Consider the following 17,107-nt stretch of genomic DNA (forward strand, 5'->3'; position numbering starts at 1 on the left):
TTATTTTTTTAGGAAGTTTAACTCTATATTTAGTTTGATGTTTTTATGATCAATACGTATGTTTTTAGCTATCAAATCCTTAGAAACATCCTTAAAAAGTATCATGAACTTTTCTTTTCTTTTAGTCGCATGAATTATTTTATGTAATCTCAGATTAGATTGATTGTAAAAGTAGTAATTACTGCGTTTGTCTCTTTCATTTTTAAGAACATTATAAGTAGTATCGTAATACTTTTCCTCAACCGTTCCTTTTTCTTTGATTAACAATGAAAAATCTCTGATTAAAGTATTCAGAATAATTCTTCTATTAAGCTGATCTACAATTGAATTAATTTTATATTCATCTTTCTCAAATTCTATATCAAAAAAAGTACTTCCAAATTGTGAAGTAAAAACGATGCGATGCTTGTATGGAGTTATTTTTTTCAAAATAAGAATACCACTAAATTCATTACCATACACTTCTATATCTGCTTTATATACATAATCGATATCAAGGTTTGAAAAATATGGATTTTTCACCATATCATTTGTTTCCACTTCAGATTCCATGAAATTATCTACAGTTGCAACTTTACAACCAAAAACAGACACAATCAGTATACTAATGAGTAAATATCGCATCAGGAATAGGTTTATTTACAGATGTATTCTGAAACTTTATAAGTGTATAATCTCCTGAAGGTTCTATTAATTTAACACTGGAAACTAAATATTTTTTTGATTCAAAGCTTAAAACAATCTGCTTAAACATATTTTTTAAGGTCTGATCTTTTGGAGATAGTTTTGCTATATATTGATCATCATTCTTAAAAAAACTCATAGAAAACTGAGTATCATCTAGCATATCACCACTTACGCTCTTGGCAATCAAATCATTCAGTTTTTTAAAAACTTTATTCGAAGCAAGATTAATATCACTTTTTTTACCTGCATCATTAATAAACAGCTTCTTATCCTTAAAAATTACGCTATACTCATATGGTTTTGTGTAAGACCATTTGATAATATTTGGTGATTTAAAATATAAATTCCCACTACTTTCTATATCATTAGAGAGAAAATCAATATGCTTTATTTGTGTAAATGCATTTACAATTGTTTTAGACTGTTTTGCACTAGTGCTCACGGCATTCTTAAAAGTATCTGTTTCTAATGTAGAAAGTGCCACTTCTTGAGCTTGTAGCCAAGAAAAATTTATGAAGAGGCAACCAAATAATAAAAATCTAAGCATACGCTTGTATCGAAAATAGTTCATCTATAGTAACTGTTGTAAAATTATTCCTTTGCAAAAATAGCAACAATTGTTCCAATACTGCTACAGTAATTATTTTTGTATCATGAAGGAGTATAATATCTCCTCCTTTTAGGTTTTTTGTAATTCTTTTAAGTATTACTTTTTCTGAAGGAATTGTAGTATCGAATGACCGCTTATTCCATCCAATAACTGAATGCCCCGTATTTCTAACAGCTCTAGCTATATTTGGATTGGTAATTCCATATGGAGGCCTAAAAAGCAATGGCTTTTTTTTAGAAAACTTTTCTATTATAGTATCCGTTTCCTTAATTTCATTAGTAAACTTATTCGTACTGTAGATATCAATAAATTTATCGTGGGTAAAGGTATGATTCCCAATTATATGATTTTCTTGAATAATTTTTTTAAGTATATCAGGATGTTTTTCGATTTGCTTTCCGATACAAAAAAAAGTCCCTCTAACATTATACTTATTCAACACTTCCAGTATCTTTAAAGTATTCAGATCTGGGCCGTCATCAAAAGTAATGGCTATTTTTTTCTTTGTTAGCTTTGGATTACTATTTAAACTTTTAAGAAAGTATCCTGATCTTATATTAGCAACTCCGTAAGTGGTAATTAGAAGCCAAAGAAGCCCCAGTACAAGTAAACTCCACCAAGGAAGCTTATTGAAATTAATTGCGGTAACAATAAGAATACCTGCAATTATGGATATAATATTGACTGTTTTCCTAATTAGCATCGTTGCAACAACGCAATACTATGATTTTTTCCAAGATATTGATTATACAAAAGTACATTATTATGATTCTTTGCCGTAACATCATTAACCTTTAAGACAGAAGGTATTTGATTAGTTTCAAAAATTTTACAAGCAAGCCAAAAACCGAAACTAGAAGCAACATAATAGTCACCTATCAAGTGCTTATAACACAATTGTTCTATATTTGAAAAAATCGAAGATTGTAAATTTTTATAGTAATTATCGTATTTTACATCTCCATTATTACCTAAAACTACAGCGTCTATATCATCTAAAGACAGTCCTTGACGAAAAACAAATTTTTCGATATCTGCTTTTATTTCATTTGGTGTTGCCTCACTTATAGTTTCTACATCAACAATATTGGCCAAACTTTTATCAGTTTTTGCACCTAAAACCATAAATGTAGCACCTTCACTAGCAACTGTACCTAATGTATTTGAGTCCAATAAATCAATTAAGTCAATATCATCATTCTTGATTTGACCATCTAATTTATGTAGTAAAGTAGAGTTTTTAGCAATTTCATCAATACCACCAACCAAAATATTTTTTCCGGATTCTTCTGACAACATTAACTGAGCATCCATTACAGAAGTTTCAAACGAAGCTGCTCCTTGAACGTAAGTAACATTATACGCCTTACACCCTAATCCCAATGCTACTTGACCTCCAACAGTATTATGCGTCGATTGAATAAATAGTGTTGGTGTTAAAAACTGCTCATCATTATGAAGAATGTTTTCCAAAAATTTCTCAGAATCTTGTTTACAGCCCATTCCTGTGCCTGTAATTATAGCATCAGGCATTTCTACTCCAGAATCTTTTAAAGCCATAGATGCGGTTGTAACTCCCATCTTTACAGATTTAGACATTCGTCTCATAGCTGCTGGCTTTATATAATCTTTATAATTAGGATCATGACATCTAAATATCGGTTCCTTGTAAGAAATTAATTCCTCTAAAAACGTACCTGGATCCGTTGTAGGTTGTGCAGAAATGCTAGCAATACCATTAATAAAACAATCGCTCATTATTTTGTAAAAATTAAAGTGGAACAATTGCCTCCAAAACCGAAAGAATTGGATAAAATAGTTTTCACTTCTTTAGCCACTAATTCGGTTTGCGGGACTAACGAAAACTCTTTCATTTTAGTTTTGAAATTCAAATTTGGGAAAATCAGATTTTCCTTCAGCGATAAAAGCGAATAAACCGCTTCTACAGAACCCGCTGCAGCTAGAGTATGTCCTGTAAATGCCTTTGTAGAACTAAATACAGGTATGTTTTCTTCTCCAAAAATTCTAGTCATAGCCACACCTTCTGATAAATCATTATTAGGAGTTGCAGTTCCATGAGCATTTACATAATCAATGTCTTTAGCAGTCATATTAGCAACCTTCAATGCTTTATTCATGGCAAGGTACGCGCCTTCTCCATCTGATGATGAAGCAGTTTGATGAAAAGCATCATTCGCATTTGCCCAACCAGCAACACGACCTAATACTTTTTTATTTTCTTTTTCTACTATAGCATCGCTCTCCAAAACTAAAAAAGCTGCCGCTTCTCCGAGGTTTAATCCTTTTCTGTTATCATCAAAAGGAGTACACTCTGAATCCGACAAAATCATTAAAGTACCAAAACCATTAATGGTAAACTTAGACAATGCATCTGTTCCTCCAACAATCATTCTGTCAATCTTACCTGCTTGAATCATACGTGCTCCAAGCATTATTGCATTTGCTGCTGAAGAACAAGCAGTACTTATAGTAGAGACATATCCATGTATTCCTAAATAATTAGAAATAGATTGTGTAGTAAAACCAGCATGTTGTGCCTGAATGAATCTTCTATAATCTTCAATTTCATTATACCCTAAATAATATTTTTCGGTAGTATCCATACCACCTACACTAGTTCCTGAAATAAAGCCGGTTCTATATTTATTTATATCCGAAATCTGAGCATCCTGCAATGCCTCTTTTGCCGCAATAGTTCCAATCATAGCTGTTCTAGAAAAACTGTGTAAAGGTTCCAAACCTAGTTCTTCTTCCAGGACATTGTTGGTTTTTTTAATCTCACCAACCATGATTTGATCGCTATGGCGAGTTTTCAACATCTCGATTCTAGAAATTCCCGGAGATACTGATTTTAAAGCATTAAGATTTTCTTCTACGGTGTTTCCGATAGAAGATATTATTCCCATACCAGTAATGGCAATGCCTTTATTCATATTATTTTGTACGGTGTTTTGAAATATAATCGGCCATTACGCTAATAGATTCAAATATAGCTTTGCCTTCTTTTGGATCTTTTAGCTTAATCCCATAGTCTTTTTCTAATAACACAATTAGTTCAAGTGCATCAATAGAATCTAATCCTAAACCGTCACCAAATAGAGGATCATTATCTCCTATTTCGCTTACCTCTACATCTTCAAGGCTTAATTGTTCTATTAATTTCTCTTTTAGCTCTTCTCTTAATTCAGCCATAACTATTGATTATATAAATTATTTAATTCTTCTTTTGTTAGCTTTTTTTTACCTTTTTTTGAAAGAAAAGCCAAAAATACGTCATATTTATCATTATCCAAATCTACCCATCCACAAATAACATTACTTGCTTTTCCGGTATTCATTAAAATTTCAGAATATCTGGACATAAAATCAGCATCAAAACTTTCTGTGACAAAAAATGCATTCTCACTTTTCATCTTATTCTTAATACTTATCTCTCCCATAATAATATTAGGGAGTGTATAAACAAAAACTGCTGGAGATGGATAAAAATCTTCACGATCACGAATACTTACTTGATGCTTTCTATCCGTATCAAGGCTTGATGATCTATTAGATAATACCAGAGCGGTATCTTGGTCTACTTTTTCTCTGTCTTTTAATAAAACTTCTGAAGCTAAAAACCCCAGCTTACACAACTCGTCCATTTTGTGAAATTTTGGGTATTTTAATTCCAAAAACTTATAGACCCCTTTTGCAAAATCCTTCAGATTATCTGATTCTGAATCAATATATAATTGATCTCCATTTTTAAAGACCTTGTTATCTCGAATCGAACAAAAATCTGATATGTAATATTTTTCTTTAATCACGATACCTCTTTTTCAATAATCAGTGCCACATTACATCCACCAAAACCAGATGCGGTTTTCAGAACCCTTTTTAATTCTTTTTTATCATTCTTGGCAATTACATTAATTGATTCTGAAACTCCTAATTCTTCAAAACCTAAAGAAGCAAATAACTCATTATTAATTAGACAATGTCTGGCTATGATACTTTCGATTAAGGCAGACGCGCCTAATGTATGTCCATAGTATCCTTTTAGACTATTGATAGGAACGCTTTGCATTCCAGCTCTATTAAAAGCAATGGCTTCCATTTCGTCATTATACGGAGTTGCTGTACCATGCGCAGTAATATAATCAATCTGATTACTCTCTAAACCTGCTTCTTTTAAAGCTTTTTTGATGCTTATATACAAACCTTCTCCGGTTCGTGAAGGGCCAGAAATATGGTTTGCATCATTTGCCGAGGCATCGCCAACAATACTAATGGCTTCATCTGTTACATTCTCCTTATTAGAACTCAACCATGCACTTGCCGCTGCTTCTCCTAAACTTATACCTGTCCTATTTTTACAAAACGGTTTACAGGGAGCAGGACTTACTGCCTGAAAAGAAAAGAAGCCAGAAAGCGTAAATTCAGAGAGTAAATCTCCTCCTATTACCACCACATCTTCAAAAAGTTCGGACTGAATCATTCTCTTTCCAACAGCCAGAGCTAATCCTCCAGAAATACAGGCATTAGATAGGATAACAGGTGTATGATCTGATTTAAAATAATGCTGAACAGCTTTGGAAATACTTGCCAGATAGACTTTCTCATCAGAATCATCTCTCAAATTATTAATATTTCCCTTTGTGGTAGAAATAATAATTCCACATTTAGTAATATCTAAAGAAGGATTCTCTACGAGTAGTTTAGAAACAGATAACAACATCATCTTTTCTAACTTAGTATACCCTGAATCATTTGAGATTTTTTTCCAAGCTTTAGAAAGTTCATCATTATTAATCACCGCGCCAAAAAATGGTTCTGACCAAATATAATCATCTTCAATTTTTTTGATTCCAGTCTGATTTAAGCGAAGATTATTTATGTTTTCTTCTGTAGAAAATCCAAGAGGAGAAATTATATTATCCGCAACTAAGTAGATTTTTCTCATAGTAATCCAACTTTACGTTTCCAATCAAGAAAGAACTCTGGAATATTAAGAGACATATTACCATCCATATCCAAGAATACCTGCGTTGTTTCGCCCACACAAACTAGTTCTTTGTTTTGATTATATACATTATATCTAAAAATCATTTTTGCAGCAGGACTATCTACATACACTGTTTCTACTGTCGCAATATCACCATATTTAAGTGGTAACTTATGATCACAATTAGAATTAACAATTGGTGTTACGTAATCATTATCTTTCACATGAAGATAAGAAATTCCATGGCTTCGACCAAAGGCTTCTCTTCCTTCTTCGAAATAGGTTATATATATTCCGTGCCAAACAATACTCAAAGGATCACAATCATTAAATCTGACTCTCACCTCATGAACATGTTTGATATCGGTTATAACTTCTTTAGACCGCCTTTTTCTTTTCATAGTATAGTATAGCGATTACGATAGTACTAATAAAAAACCCAATTAGCAAACCAATTTCTGGAAGAATGTCTATCAAACTGCCTTTTCTTAAAAAACAATCATAAAAAGCCTCTAATCCCCAGTTCATAGGAGAAATTTTAGCTATGAGCTGCATCGTATCAGGCATTGCAAATACAGGAACCCAAACCCCTCCAATTGCGGCTAATAAAACAACTAATACAGCTCCAAAAGGAGCTGCTTGTTCATGCGAACTAAAAACAGTTCCTAACAAAATCCCTAAGCCAATAGCTCCTAATCCGGAAGATAAGGCTACAAGGTATAATAATCCTAAATTATCTCCCAAATCCAAAATAGGTAACCCCAATTTCGGAAACACATAAATCCCTAAAAGTAAAATCAAGGTAAACTGTAATAAACTTACTAATAGGAACAAAAATGCTTTACCTGCTATAATTGTTGAATAATTGATTGGTGTTGTTTGTAAACGAACAAATGTTCCTTGTCCTTTTTCGTGTACAAGATTTAATGATAATGGTAAAATCATAAAGAAAATCGCAAACAACGTCCAAGCAGGTATGTTATGCTGTACCGAGTTAGGAAGAATTGATTCTCCAGATAACGAAGGGTTTATCTGTTCATATTTTACAAAATTATCTCGATTAAAAGACTTAAGGCTTTCTGATGCTCCTAATTCTTTTTCGAAAGCTTCGTAAATCGATTTAGTCTCAATACTCGCCACCAATTTATCCACTGCAAATATCACGGAACTTCTAAAAGTTTCCTGTGTTATCGGATCAAAATACAGCTTTACAACCTTACTAGATAGTTTTTCTTGAACGTCTTCTACTTTTACAGAATCCACTGCACCTTCAAACTCTTCAAGAATTTTAGTTATGTTTTTATCTATTTGTTTCTGAAGTCCATCACTCAATCCTTCAGGAATCACAACTGCCAACTGGTAGTCGCCAGAAGCAACTAAAAGCTTCGCTTTTTCTTCTGTTAAGGGAATATTATCTATTTCTGAAATCGGTTCTAAAAACTCTATTTCAGAAAAGCTCTTTTGAATTTCACTTGATAACTTCCCGTTATCTTTATCTACTAATAAAATTTCGATGGAGTTGCTTGAAATCGATTTAAAAGTAGCATCCTGAATCAATGTAATTGCAACTACCAAAATAATTGGCATTACAAACAATATAATTAACCCTCCAGGATCCCTTAGAAGCAATAAAAACTCTTTTTTTATGGAAGCTAAAAATCTATGCATAATCACGAAGTTCTCTTCCTGTAAGTTCTATAAAAACATCTTCTAAGTTTCTTGCGTCCTTGGTATCAGAGATCAATTTGGACGGTGTGTTTTCTGCAATAATTTTTCCTGAATCAATTATTCCTACTAAAGAACACAAATCTTGTGCTTCTCTAAGATGATGAGACGTATAGATTATAGTTGTGCCTGCTTTATTTAACTCTTGGAGCTTTGATGTAATTGCCTGTTTTGACTGAACATCCACTCCCACAGTTGGTTCATCTAAAAATAATAATTCTGGATTATGAAGTATTCCCGCAATAAGATTTACTCTTCTTTTCATTCCTCCAGAAAATGTTTTAATTTTTTTATCTGCAAAAGATAGTAATCCTAATTGATCCAAATGTGATAAAACAATTGGTGTTAATTCGGTTTTTTTCATTCCGAACATACTCCCGAAATACAGTAAATTCTCTTTTGCGGTTAATTTTGGATACAACGCATACTCCTGAGGCACCACGCCAATTGTTTTCCTAATTTCTTTAGCTTGTATCGCAAAGCTCTTACCAGAAATCAATACTTCTCCGGAAGTTGGCTTAATCAAACCACACAAAATAGATATTAATGTAGTTTTGCCTGCTCCATTAGGTCCTAAAAGACCATATATCTCACCTCTGTTAATTTCTAAATTTACAGCATCTAAAGAAAGAAAAGTAGCACCTTTATACTGTTTAGAGATATTTTTTATCTGAATCAGAGGAGTAACATCCATCTTAAAACTATTTAATTGCTTTCTTAAGATCTAAAAAGAAAGCTCTCTCTGCCAGAGCAATCGCATCTAACTTATCTGCAATTTTATTATATGCATCAGTTTCTCTACTTCTATTCTTATATAACCTGGAAGCATCAATAGCAAAATCTCTCCATTGATCACCAATTACAGTCATTTCTTTCGAAAGTTCGGCAAGCCTAGGATTTTCCATAATTACGGAAGCTTCTTGTAAAAACGCAGCAAAAATAAATCGAAAACCTCCGCCACCAGTTCCTATCTCTTCTTGCATACGAACTAATTGCCCTAAATAATGATTTGTCTTTTTTACTCCAATCTTATCAGGCCATTTACGAATTTGCTTAGCAACGTACCTAATCCCTCTATACCCAACTACTGGAACTGGAGCTAGCATATGTCTATATGCCTGTTTAATTCCCTTGGTAATTGCTTTTTTAAGATCTATATTACTGGGCAATTGCGTGGGATAATAAATATGTCCATTAGGCGCGAATGGTCCTTTAGCAAAACGTACTTTTTCTAATTCTTTAGAAGATAAGGTAGTCACTTCTGGCATTACAGGATCACTGATTAAATAATCATCTCCTACTTTTCCATAAACAACCAGGTTATGCGCATTAAAGTGAAAACGATACTCATCAGGAAAATACGTTAAGTTATACACTCCTACTTGTAGTCCTACCGGATTATTTTTGGCCAACTCAGCATCAAGTGCTTGCTGTGCTTTTTCTGTAGATTTATACTTATACCTTTTAATTTTAAACCCCAGTCTCTTACTTACCCTAGAAAAGATAAATCCAGGAACAGGTCTAAAACTAAATGCGGGTGCAAAATTAACCTTTATAAAAGGTATATATATAAAGAAAACTCCAGAGGCGATACCAAAAACCATTGGTTCACTTACCTTGAGTCCATTATAATTCAATAAATTAGAAACCACTCCATTTTCGCAATGGGCAGATTGGTTGTGTTCAAAGTTTATTTTCAAATCTTTGGATTTTTAAGTTCTTCTAAAGAGACCTCGAAAGTTTCAGCATATTTCTTTAATGTCTTTTTACTTAGTTTTTTAAATGTTTTGGCTTTTAAATGTCTTTTTACTTTCCATTGCCAAAAACCAACATATCCAGATAAAACCACAACATCCATTCGCTGTAACTCCATATAATATGCGATAGGGCTAAGCTCTCCTTGTTTTATTTTATGGATGGTTTCCTGAAGTTGTTCTTCTATTAATTCTAAAGACTTATTTAGTGCGATCGTTTTTGCCTCCCAACCAGAACTGAGTGCTTTTCCATACTTTCCGTCTTTATCAACAGCATATACTATCTCTTTTATATTTGCTTTGGAAAGACTACTTTCATCCTGAGGAACTTCTTCTTTCTTCATACAATCAAAGAATTAAAATTTAAAGATTTTTATATAACTAAGAATCTACTATGATAGTTTTCATCTCTGACGAAGCAATTAAACCTCCTTCTGAATCATTAATACGAATTTCTACTAATGAAACCTGCATAATTTCGGCAATAATCTCTACAGTAGTTATTAATTCCGTCCCTACTTTAGGTAGTGAATGAATTGTGGCATGTTTTATAGATCCAATAAAACCAGTTTTAGGTTTTTCGTCTTTTCCACGATTTACATATCCTCTATATCCTCTATGCAATGCGATACTTTGTGCCATATTTTCGATAAGACCTCCTTCTGTAAAATATTCATCAGAAGTCAATATATTATCCGATGTTACTTTTAAACCGGAAATAACCTTTTCATTATCAAAATACAATAACTTATCAATCATCACAAATGGATCCTTTTGTGGGATCAATTTCTTGATGAAATCTTTATCCATTATTTTATTTTCTAATTGATTATTCATTAGCACACAGTAAACAAAATATGAAAATATGAAAATCTACCACTCTCAGGAACAATTACTAAAATTTTATCTCCAAATTTTAATTTCCCGGAATTTTTAAGTTCGTTAATCATTAAATAGATAGACGCAGAACCAACATTACCTACATTAGCTAAGTTAGTAAACCATTTATTTTTAGGTATACTAACATTTTGGTTTTCTAATTCATCATATAATTTGTTTTCAAAATAAAATGAAGATAAATGCGGTAAGAAATAATCTACTTCGTTTATATCAAAATTATTCTTAGAAATAGCGTCCTTGAGACTAGAAACCCCTTTTTGAATAATATGTTTACCTAAAACTTTCACATCTTGTTTTAGCGAAAAAACAGATTCTGACAACCATTCCTCGGGTTCATATTCACTCCAAGGCTTAAGGCTTCCATCTTCTTTTTTATCTCCTCCAGCATACATACAAGCTTCCAGTTCATGTGCAAATGAATAAGCCTGCATCCAATCAATACGTAATGGATTTTTTCCTTTAGGTTCACTTTCTAACAAAAATGCACCTCCACCATCAGACAACATCCAACGCAGAAAATCTTTTTTAAAGCCAATAATTGGTTGTTCTTCTAAAGACTTTAAACTCTCTACCTCTTTATCAAACTTTCTAGATTGCATCCAAGTAGAAACTCTTTCTGTGCCGGTACAAACAGCATTTTTAGTACTTTCAGACCTAACAGATAAAAATCCATATTTTAACGCACTCATTCCTGAACAACAAACACCAGAAGCAGTATTTAACTCAATACTACCTTTTGTATCTAACAACCCATGTACCATAGAAGCATGAGAAGGCAATAAATTATCAGGAGTTGATGTTCCACAAGAAAGTAATTCTATTCCGCTTTCAGAAAAATCAGAATCACATAGACTCTTAATTGCTTCTCTAGTAAGCTGAGCATTATTATGAGTTATATTTCCATTATTATCCACGGCATAGTATCTTTCTTTAATACCATTGTTTCTTAAAACAATTCTTCTCGCTCGTGAAGGCTGATCATCAATCATCCCTAATCTCTTTTCCATTTCATCATTCGAGACCGGATCATTCGGCAAGAAATGCCCTGTTTTTGTTATGTAAACGTTTTTCATAAATAGTGATTACTTATCGTAATCTTGTTGATTGATAATATTTGATGTCTTTTTTTATGCGTACATAAAAAGGCAAATAAGTCAACAAAAATATAATAAAAACTATTGGTACAAAAACCCAAATAGCAAATTGGAGATAATACTCAAAAAAGTTTAGCCATTTCGCCCTTCTTTTTGGTGATTTTAGCCCTATCTTATATATTTGCGCTGACCACTTACTAAAGATATGATTTCCAGATTTATCTGATCTAATTAAGAAAGGTTTTATCCGAACTGCTCCATCTTTTACCAACTCTTCTTGTAATGGTTCAAAATTTTCTTGAAAAAGATATTTTTTTATAATTAACCCAAATTTTCCAGCTTCTTTTATATCCTTATCCGATACACCTGGTTTTGGAAAAACACCCAAATATTTGGTTTTCTTTCCCCCCATCATCCAATGTACAATAGTAATCACACTTATATGATTCCAATGACGATCTACAAATGCTATATTCCCGACCAATTCGGTTTTACAATCTACCAACAATCTTTTGACCTTTTCCTGGGCTAGAATCCACATATTCCTAGAACCATTAATGGTTATAACCGGAGTATCTTTCAGCAACACTTTTGCATCATCTCCTTTCAGAAAAGAATTAATTGGAATTGATGGTGAAAGATACCAAACAGTATAGCCAAATATGATCAAATCATACTTTTTATTTTTTATAGAATCAGGAATCGGCTTGTTAGGCTTTGGTATCTGCAAATAAGACTCAGGAAACACCTGTAGAAAATCTTTCTTATCCCACGGAAATTGATAAGGTTCTTCTGGACAAATTTTATGTACTGTAACAGAGCAATTTTCCTCTAGCTGTAGCGGTCTAACGAGATTTGTTAATATATCACCTAATTGACCACTTTGGCTATAATACAATACCAGTACACTCTTCATATGTTAGGGTTTAAGATCATCCCAATAATCATAGTAGTTAAACCATTGCAAGGGATACTTTTTAACCATAATCTCAGTATTTCTGACATACTCTTTTAATACATGGCTAGGTTTGATTGATGATTCTGAAAATTCGGGCTCACGCGCATACAAATTATATTGCTTGCCCGATCCTTTCATAATATACATAAAAAGAATAGGTTTTTTCTTTCTGGCTGCTAATTTATATGGTCCTGATGGAAATTTCACTGACTTTCCTAAAAACTCATGTTCAAGATACTGGATTCCTTCAACATATCGATCTGCGGCAAAAATAATCACTTCTCCATTAGCTAAAACATCGTTCATCTGAAAAATATGAGACATATCTTCCTTAATTACAATAAATTTCATTGTAGTATCGGTCGACACCGCTCCGACATACTGCTTAATTTGCTCATTTTCCTGATCGGTAACCATCAGATTAACTCCGGTATTGGTCATATCAAATTCATCAAAAAAATAACGAGCAATATTAAAGCTACCCACATGTCCACTAAACACAATACCTCCCGTCCTTTTTCCCAAAAGTTCTTGTATTTTTTCTTTACCATCATAAGCAAACGTAAACTTTTTCTTTAATCCAAAAGAAATAGCAGTCCGATCTATAAGTGTTTGTCCAAAAACAAAATAATTTTTATAAACGCTTAATATGGATTTAAAGAAAGACTGTTTTAACCTTTTATTGTAGAAATAATAACTTGCTTTGGTTGTAGTATAAGAGAACACCAAATAGTAAGCAGCTACAAATACCAAAATAGAATAAGCGGCATTAAGACCTAAATTCTTTATAAAGAATATGAATATTTTATATCCTAAAGGTGTTCCTTTAGCCTTACCTTCCCATTGGGTCATTATGTATCTTAAATATTGACTTTGCGTTCTATCAAATCATAAAAATCTTTGAAGCTTTCGACACCGACAAAATCATCTCCTACCAGCTTAACTCCAAAAGTAGCTTCAATAGCCACTACAAGATCCACATAGTCCAAACTATCTAAATCTAACGTTTCTTTAAGGTTTGCATCAGGAGCAATATCATCCGCTTCAACCTCGAATTCCTCTATCAAAAAGTCATCAACTTTTTCGACAATTACACTTGTTTCCATCATCTTTCTAGTAATTTTTTTCTATTCTAAACCTTTTTTATGACGATTGCAGAATTTGTGCCCCCAAACCCAAATGAATTCGACAAAAATACATCAATTTTTTTATCCACCGTTTCTTTTACCAAATTTAACTTTGTCGAATCTTCATCCGGAGATTCTAAATTAATATTAGGTGCTATAAATGAATTATTCAGCATTATTAATGAATACACTATTTCACTAGCTCCCGCCATCCAACATTCATGACCGGTCATTGATTTTGTGGAACTAACATATGGTTTTGATTCACCAAAAACTTCATGTATTGCTTTTGCTTCATTTGCATCTCCAATTGGAGTTGAAGTTGCATGTGCATTTACATAATCAACATCTTCTGGCTTAATATTAGCCTGGTCTACAGCTCGCTTCATAGCTCTAGCCGGCCCTTCTTGATTAGGTGTTGAAATATGATCTCCGTTAGAAGAAAAACCATAACCAGCAACTTCTCCTAAGATGGTCGCTCCTCTTTTTACAGCACTTTCATAGGATTCCAGAAATAAAGCTGCACCACCGCCACTTGGTACTAATCCGTCTCTTTTACTATCAAAAGGTCTTGATGCTTCCATAGGATTATCTTCATTTATAGAAAAAACTCCTAATCCATCAAAGCTACCAAATGCATAATCATTAATTTCCTGAGCTCCACCGCATAGCACATAATCTTGTAATCCTTGTTTTATCAGTAGATATCCCATTCCAATAGAATGAGACCCACTTGCACAAGCTGCGCTAATTGTAAAATTAACTCCTTTTAATTTAAACACGGTAGAAAGATTCATTGTTACCGTAGAGTTCATGGATTTAAAAACCCCACCAGACCCTACCAAAGTAGTATCTTTCTTAACTCTAATTTTATCAATTGCTTCCATCACTGATTCTGCGGTACTATCATTACCAAACAGAATGCCAATTTCTTCTTTTTCCAAAAATTCCTCATCAATACCAGCTTGATCAAACGCTTGTTTTGTTGCTATGTATGCATATTCAGATTCTGAACCAAAGCTAACACGTTGTCTTCTACTTAACTGTTTTTTTAAATTTGGCTTTGGTACTGTTCCGGTTAACGCAGATCGATACCCAAACTCTTTACGAGATGGCTCGAAAACGATACCGGATTTTCCTTGATACAATGACTCTTTCACTTCATCAACATTCGTACCAATACAAGAATAAATCCCCATTCCAGTAATAACTACTCTTCGCATAATCTCTTATGAATAAATTCCCCCATTAATATTAACGACTTCTCCTGTTATATATGACGCTTTTTTGGATGCCAAAAAAGTTACCAAATCGGCTACCTCTTCTGCTTCTCCGAAACGATTTACAGGAATCATGCGCTTCAATTCTTTCTCATCCATCTCCACAGTCATATCCGTTTTTATAAAACCCGGTGCAACCGCATTTACTGTAATTTTACGTTTTGCCACCTCTTGAGCTAATGCCTTTGTAGCCGCTACAAGTGCTCCTTTTGCTGCAGAATAATTAACTTGACCAGCAGTTCCCTTTACTCCGGAAACGGAAACAACATTTACAATACGACCATAACGGTTCGTTAGCATTTTCTGAATAAGATGGTTTGTTACATTATAAAAACCGTTTAAACTAATATTCAAAACATCATGCCAATCTTCTGGTTTCATCCACATGAATAAACCATCTCTGGTTATACCTGCGTTGTTAACAATCACTTCTATAGTTGCATCCGGATTATCTGCAATCCAACTATCTAGTACTTGATGTGTGTTTTCTACGTCCGCTACATTAAATTTTAGCAACGTACACTGACCACCTTCATTTTCTATTAACTTTTTTGTTTCATTGGCAGCAGTATCATTAGATTGATAATTAATCAAAACAGGATAGTCTAGCTCTTTTGCTAATTTTACAGCTATTGCTCTTCCTATTCCTCTAGATCCACCAGTAACAAGGGCGTATTTCATTTACAATTTTGGTTTTAAGGTCAAAATAATTATTGGTTCAGAAAAGCAACAATTATTCCAAATTAAGATTTAATTAACAATATTAAAAGATTCCTAACAATTTTAACAATCGTCTAATGATATTTGAAAAAAAATGTCTATTTAATTTTCACAAAAGGCTCTGCGTTTTCAAACCACTTATCTCCCAATAACTGTCCATTTGGTTTTAAAAATCCCCATTTCTTATTATATTTCACACGTGCCAAACCATCTACAAATCCTTTTTCAGCTACTCTTCCTGATAAAAACCCGAAACTACCTGCTGTGATTCCGTACTTAGCATCAATAACTAATTCTCCTTTTGTGTTTACAAATCCCCACTCTTCAATTTTTACTGGAGCTAGTCCATTAGCAGCAAAATAATCAACATCACCATACTTATTTTCAACAACCACTTTACCATTAGTATCAATATACCCCCATTTGTTACCATCAAAAACACCAGCATATCCATTTTCAAAAGTTTTTGCCTTTACAAACTGAGGTTCTATCGCCCATTTACCTTCTTTATCGATAAATCCTATTTTTTCATTTTTACGTGCAATCGTATACTTCCCTCCATCTCTAAAATCCCAAAGTTTAGTAGCCCCATCAACTTTATTAAAAGAATTAGCCGTCGCCATACCAAAAACTTCTTCTCCTTTTTCAGCACGAGCCACTCCGTTTACATAATTACCAATTGAAGTATATTCTGGTTTTATAACAATATTCCCTTTATTATCTATAATACCCCATTGACCAGCTAGATTTGCAAATCTAGCATACCCATTTCGAAATCCTTTAATAATCTTATAAGCAGGTTTTACAATAATTTCTCCTTTTGCATTCATCAAACCAACCATTTTACCCTCTCTCACAAAAGCTACACCATCTTTAAAGGGGTATAATTTTTCGGCATTGGAATAAGACAACTCTTTGCCTTGCTTATCTATGTAGATCCATTTTTTATCTTTTAGAACCATAGCAACTCCGCTATTAAAATCTTTAGCTTTGCTAAATTGAGGCTCTAGAAGCCAAGTACCATCTGGATTTATGTATCCCCATTTTTTACCATCCAAAACTAATGCTACACCGTCTGCAAAATTATTTGCCTTCTTATATTTTGGCGTAATAACAAACTCTGCTTTTTTATCAATATACCCAAATTTCCCGTCTTCTCTTACTTTTGCAAGTTCTTGAGAAAATGCGGTTTGTAAACCAAATACTAATGCTAGTGTAATTAAAAGTGCTTTTTTCATCATATT

The 17,107-nt window shown here is 33.1% G+C and carries 21 protein-coding genes; all 21 read right to left on the reverse strand.

Translation table 11 applies throughout. The annotated features are described in order from the left end of the window. The 21 genes from Q0910_RS17060 to Q0910_RS17160 all read right to left on the reverse strand — a co-directional run bounded on the left by Q0910_RS17060 (position 1) and on the right by Q0910_RS17160 (position 17,101). The gene (locus Q0910_RS17060; protein WP_299219028.1) at positions 1-624 is read right to left on the reverse strand and encodes a hypothetical protein; all 624 of its coding nucleotides are present in this window, start codon (positions 622-624) and stop codon (positions 1-3) included. Beyond that, a complete protein-coding gene (locus tag Q0910_RS17065) occupies positions 605-1,234 on the reverse strand; it encodes an outer membrane lipoprotein carrier protein LolA (RefSeq protein WP_299219029.1) in 630 nt (209 codons plus the stop codon). Before Q0910_RS17065 ends, Q0910_RS17060 begins: the two co-directional genes overlap by 20 nt. Next, the gene (locus Q0910_RS17070) at positions 1,227-2,000 is read right to left on the reverse strand and encodes a polysaccharide deacetylase family protein (RefSeq protein ID WP_299219030.1); all 774 of its coding nucleotides are present in this window, start codon (positions 1,998-2,000) and stop codon (positions 1,227-1,229) included. Before Q0910_RS17070 ends, Q0910_RS17065 begins: the two co-directional genes overlap by 8 nt. Further along, entirely contained in the window at positions 1,994-3,055 is a 1,062-nt protein-coding gene (locus Q0910_RS17075) for a beta-ketoacyl synthase N-terminal-like domain-containing protein (RefSeq protein ID WP_299219031.1), read from the reverse strand. Before Q0910_RS17075 ends, Q0910_RS17070 begins: the two co-directional genes overlap by 7 nt. Next, the gene (locus Q0910_RS17080; protein WP_299219032.1) at positions 3,055-4,251 is read right to left on the reverse strand and encodes a beta-ketoacyl-[acyl-carrier-protein] synthase family protein; all 1,197 of its coding nucleotides are present in this window, start codon (positions 4,249-4,251) and stop codon (positions 3,055-3,057) included. Before Q0910_RS17080 ends, Q0910_RS17075 begins: the two co-directional genes overlap by 1 nt. A gap of 1 nt (position 4,252) precedes the next feature. Further along, positions 4,253-4,510, reverse strand: a complete 258-nt coding sequence (locus Q0910_RS17085; RefSeq protein ID WP_299219033.1) for a phosphopantetheine-binding protein — start codon at positions 4,508-4,510, stop codon at positions 4,253-4,255. Positions 4,511-4,512: 2 nt separating this feature from the next. Next, complete coding sequence (locus Q0910_RS17090) at positions 4,513-5,127, reverse strand: hypothetical protein (RefSeq protein WP_366142675.1); 615 nt, start codon at positions 5,125-5,127, stop codon at positions 4,513-4,515. Beyond that, positions 5,124-6,263 carry a beta-ketoacyl synthase N-terminal-like domain-containing protein gene (locus Q0910_RS17095; RefSeq protein WP_299219034.1) on the reverse strand — a complete coding sequence of 380 codons (1,140 nt, stop codon included), beginning with the start codon at positions 6,261-6,263 and terminating at the stop codon, positions 5,124-5,126. Before Q0910_RS17095 ends, Q0910_RS17090 begins: the two co-directional genes overlap by 4 nt. Continuing rightward, the gene (locus Q0910_RS17100; protein WP_299219035.1) at positions 6,260-6,706 is read right to left on the reverse strand and encodes a thioesterase family protein; all 447 of its coding nucleotides are present in this window, start codon (positions 6,704-6,706) and stop codon (positions 6,260-6,262) included. Before Q0910_RS17100 ends, Q0910_RS17095 begins: the two co-directional genes overlap by 4 nt. After that, entirely contained in the window at positions 6,684-7,973 is a 1,290-nt protein-coding gene (locus Q0910_RS17105; RefSeq protein WP_299219037.1) for an ABC transporter permease, read from the reverse strand. The genes Q0910_RS17100 and Q0910_RS17105 overlap by 23 nt, the downstream gene beginning before the upstream one ends. Then, positions 7,966-8,724, reverse strand: a complete 759-nt coding sequence (locus Q0910_RS17110) for an ABC transporter ATP-binding protein (RefSeq protein WP_299219039.1) — start codon at positions 8,722-8,724, stop codon at positions 7,966-7,968. Before Q0910_RS17110 ends, Q0910_RS17105 begins: the two co-directional genes overlap by 8 nt. Before the next feature lie 7 nt (positions 8,725-8,731). After that, the gene (locus tag Q0910_RS17115) at positions 8,732-9,730 is read right to left on the reverse strand and encodes a BtrH N-terminal domain-containing protein (RefSeq protein WP_299219041.1); all 999 of its coding nucleotides are present in this window, start codon (positions 9,728-9,730) and stop codon (positions 8,732-8,734) included. Further along, positions 9,727-10,128 (reverse strand): hypothetical protein, encoded by a 402-nt coding sequence (locus Q0910_RS17120; protein ID WP_299219043.1) that lies wholly within the window; start codon positions 10,126-10,128, stop codon positions 9,727-9,729. The genes Q0910_RS17115 and Q0910_RS17120 overlap by 4 nt, the downstream gene beginning before the upstream one ends. Positions 10,129-10,165: 37 nt before the next feature. Beyond that, complete coding sequence (locus Q0910_RS17125; RefSeq protein ID WP_299219046.1) at positions 10,166-10,621, reverse strand: hypothetical protein; 456 nt, start codon at positions 10,619-10,621, stop codon at positions 10,166-10,168. Continuing rightward, positions 10,621-11,757 carry a beta-ketoacyl-ACP synthase III gene (locus tag Q0910_RS17130; protein WP_299219048.1) on the reverse strand — a complete coding sequence of 379 codons (1,137 nt, stop codon included), beginning with the start codon at positions 11,755-11,757 and terminating at the stop codon, positions 10,621-10,623. The genes Q0910_RS17125 and Q0910_RS17130 overlap by 1 nt, the downstream gene beginning before the upstream one ends. Before the next feature lie 13 nt (positions 11,758-11,770). Continuing rightward, positions 11,771-12,694 carry a dialkylrecorsinol condensing enzyme DarA gene (locus tag Q0910_RS17135; protein WP_299219050.1) on the reverse strand — a complete coding sequence of 308 codons (924 nt, stop codon included), beginning with the start codon at positions 12,692-12,694 and terminating at the stop codon, positions 11,771-11,773. Between the two features lie 3 nt (positions 12,695-12,697). Continuing rightward, positions 12,698-13,588 carry a lipid A biosynthesis acyltransferase gene (locus Q0910_RS17140; protein WP_299219052.1) on the reverse strand — a complete coding sequence of 297 codons (891 nt, stop codon included), beginning with the start codon at positions 13,586-13,588 and terminating at the stop codon, positions 12,698-12,700. An 8-nt stretch (positions 13,589-13,596) separates the two neighbouring features. After that, positions 13,597-13,842 (reverse strand): phosphopantetheine-binding protein, encoded by a 246-nt coding sequence (locus Q0910_RS17145; protein WP_299219365.1) that lies wholly within the window; start codon positions 13,840-13,842, stop codon positions 13,597-13,599. Between the two features lie 26 nt (positions 13,843-13,868). After that, a complete protein-coding gene (locus Q0910_RS17150) occupies positions 13,869-15,086 on the reverse strand; it encodes a beta-ketoacyl-[acyl-carrier-protein] synthase family protein (RefSeq protein ID WP_299219054.1) in 1,218 nt (405 codons plus the stop codon). 6 nt (positions 15,087-15,092) lie between these two features. Beyond that, positions 15,093-15,824, reverse strand: a complete 732-nt coding sequence (gene fabG, locus Q0910_RS17155) for a 3-oxoacyl-ACP reductase FabG (RefSeq protein WP_299219056.1) — start codon at positions 15,822-15,824, stop codon at positions 15,093-15,095. Between the two features lie 137 nt (positions 15,825-15,961). Further along, positions 15,962-17,101 (reverse strand): WG repeat-containing protein, encoded by a 1,140-nt coding sequence (locus tag Q0910_RS17160; protein ID WP_299219058.1) that lies wholly within the window; start codon positions 17,099-17,101, stop codon positions 15,962-15,964. Between the last annotated feature and the right edge of the window lie 6 nt (positions 17,102-17,107).

The sequence above is a fragment of the uncultured Aquimarina sp. genome, from assembly GCF_947495315.1.
Classification (GTDB): domain Bacteria; phylum Bacteroidota; class Bacteroidia; order Flavobacteriales; family Flavobacteriaceae; genus Aquimarina.

Excerpts from the sequence above, each read along its gene's own strand:
- Q0910_RS17150 (WP_299219054.1), bottom strand. The coding sequence starts at position 15,086 with ATGCGAAGAGTAGTTATTACTGGAATGGGGATTTATTCTTGTATTGGT.
- Q0910_RS17075 (WP_299219031.1), bottom strand. The coding sequence starts at position 3,055 with ATGAGCGATTGTTTTATTAATGGTATTGCTAGCATTTCTGCACAACCT.
- Q0910_RS17085 (WP_299219033.1), bottom strand. The coding sequence starts at position 4,510 with ATGGCTGAATTAAGAGAAGAGCTAAAAGAGAAATTAATAGAACAATTA.
- Q0910_RS17125 (WP_299219046.1), bottom strand. The coding sequence starts at position 10,621 with ATGAATAATCAATTAGAAAATAAAATAATGGATAAAGATTTCATCAAG.
- Q0910_RS17140 (WP_299219052.1), bottom strand. The coding sequence starts at position 13,588 with ATGACCCAATGGGAAGGTAAGGCTAAAGGAACACCTTTAGGATATAAA.
- Q0910_RS17110 (WP_299219039.1), bottom strand. The coding sequence starts at position 8,724 with ATGGATGTTACTCCTCTGATTCAGATAAAAAATATCTCTAAACAGTAT.
- Q0910_RS17080 (WP_299219032.1), bottom strand. The coding sequence starts at position 4,251 with ATGAATAAAGGCATTGCCATTACTGGTATGGGAATAATATCTTCTATC.
- Q0910_RS17135 (WP_299219050.1), bottom strand. The coding sequence starts at position 12,694 with ATGAAGAGTGTACTGGTATTGTATTATAGCCAAAGTGGTCAATTAGGT.
- Q0910_RS17120 (WP_299219043.1), bottom strand. The coding sequence starts at position 10,128 with ATGAAGAAAGAAGAAGTTCCTCAGGATGAAAGTAGTCTTTCCAAAGCA.
- Q0910_RS17105 (WP_299219037.1), bottom strand. The coding sequence starts at position 7,973 with ATGCATAGATTTTTAGCTTCCATAAAAAAAGAGTTTTTATTGCTTCTA.
- Q0910_RS17160 (WP_299219058.1), bottom strand. The coding sequence starts at position 17,101 with ATGAAAAAAGCACTTTTAATTACACTAGCATTAGTATTTGGTTTACAA.
- fabG (WP_299219056.1), bottom strand. The coding sequence starts at position 15,824 with ATGAAATACGCCCTTGTTACTGGTGGATCTAGAGGAATAGGAAGAGCA.
- Q0910_RS17070 (WP_299219030.1), bottom strand. The coding sequence starts at position 2,000 with ATGCTAATTAGGAAAACAGTCAATATTATATCCATAATTGCAGGTATT.
- Q0910_RS17060 (WP_299219028.1), bottom strand. The coding sequence starts at position 624 with ATGCGATATTTACTCATTAGTATACTGATTGTGTCTGTTTTTGGTTGT.
- Q0910_RS17095 (WP_299219034.1), bottom strand. The coding sequence starts at position 6,263 with ATGAGAAAAATCTACTTAGTTGCGGATAATATAATTTCTCCTCTTGGA.
- Q0910_RS17065 (WP_299219029.1), bottom strand. The coding sequence starts at position 1,234 with ATGCTTAGATTTTTATTATTTGGTTGCCTCTTCATAAATTTTTCTTGG.
- Q0910_RS17100 (WP_299219035.1), bottom strand. The coding sequence starts at position 6,706 with ATGAAAAGAAAAAGGCGGTCTAAAGAAGTTATAACCGATATCAAACAT.
- Q0910_RS17130 (WP_299219048.1), bottom strand. The coding sequence starts at position 11,757 with ATGAAAAACGTTTACATAACAAAAACAGGGCATTTCTTGCCGAATGAT.
- Q0910_RS17145 (WP_299219365.1), bottom strand. The coding sequence starts at position 13,842 with ATGGAAACAAGTGTAATTGTCGAAAAAGTTGATGACTTTTTGATAGAG.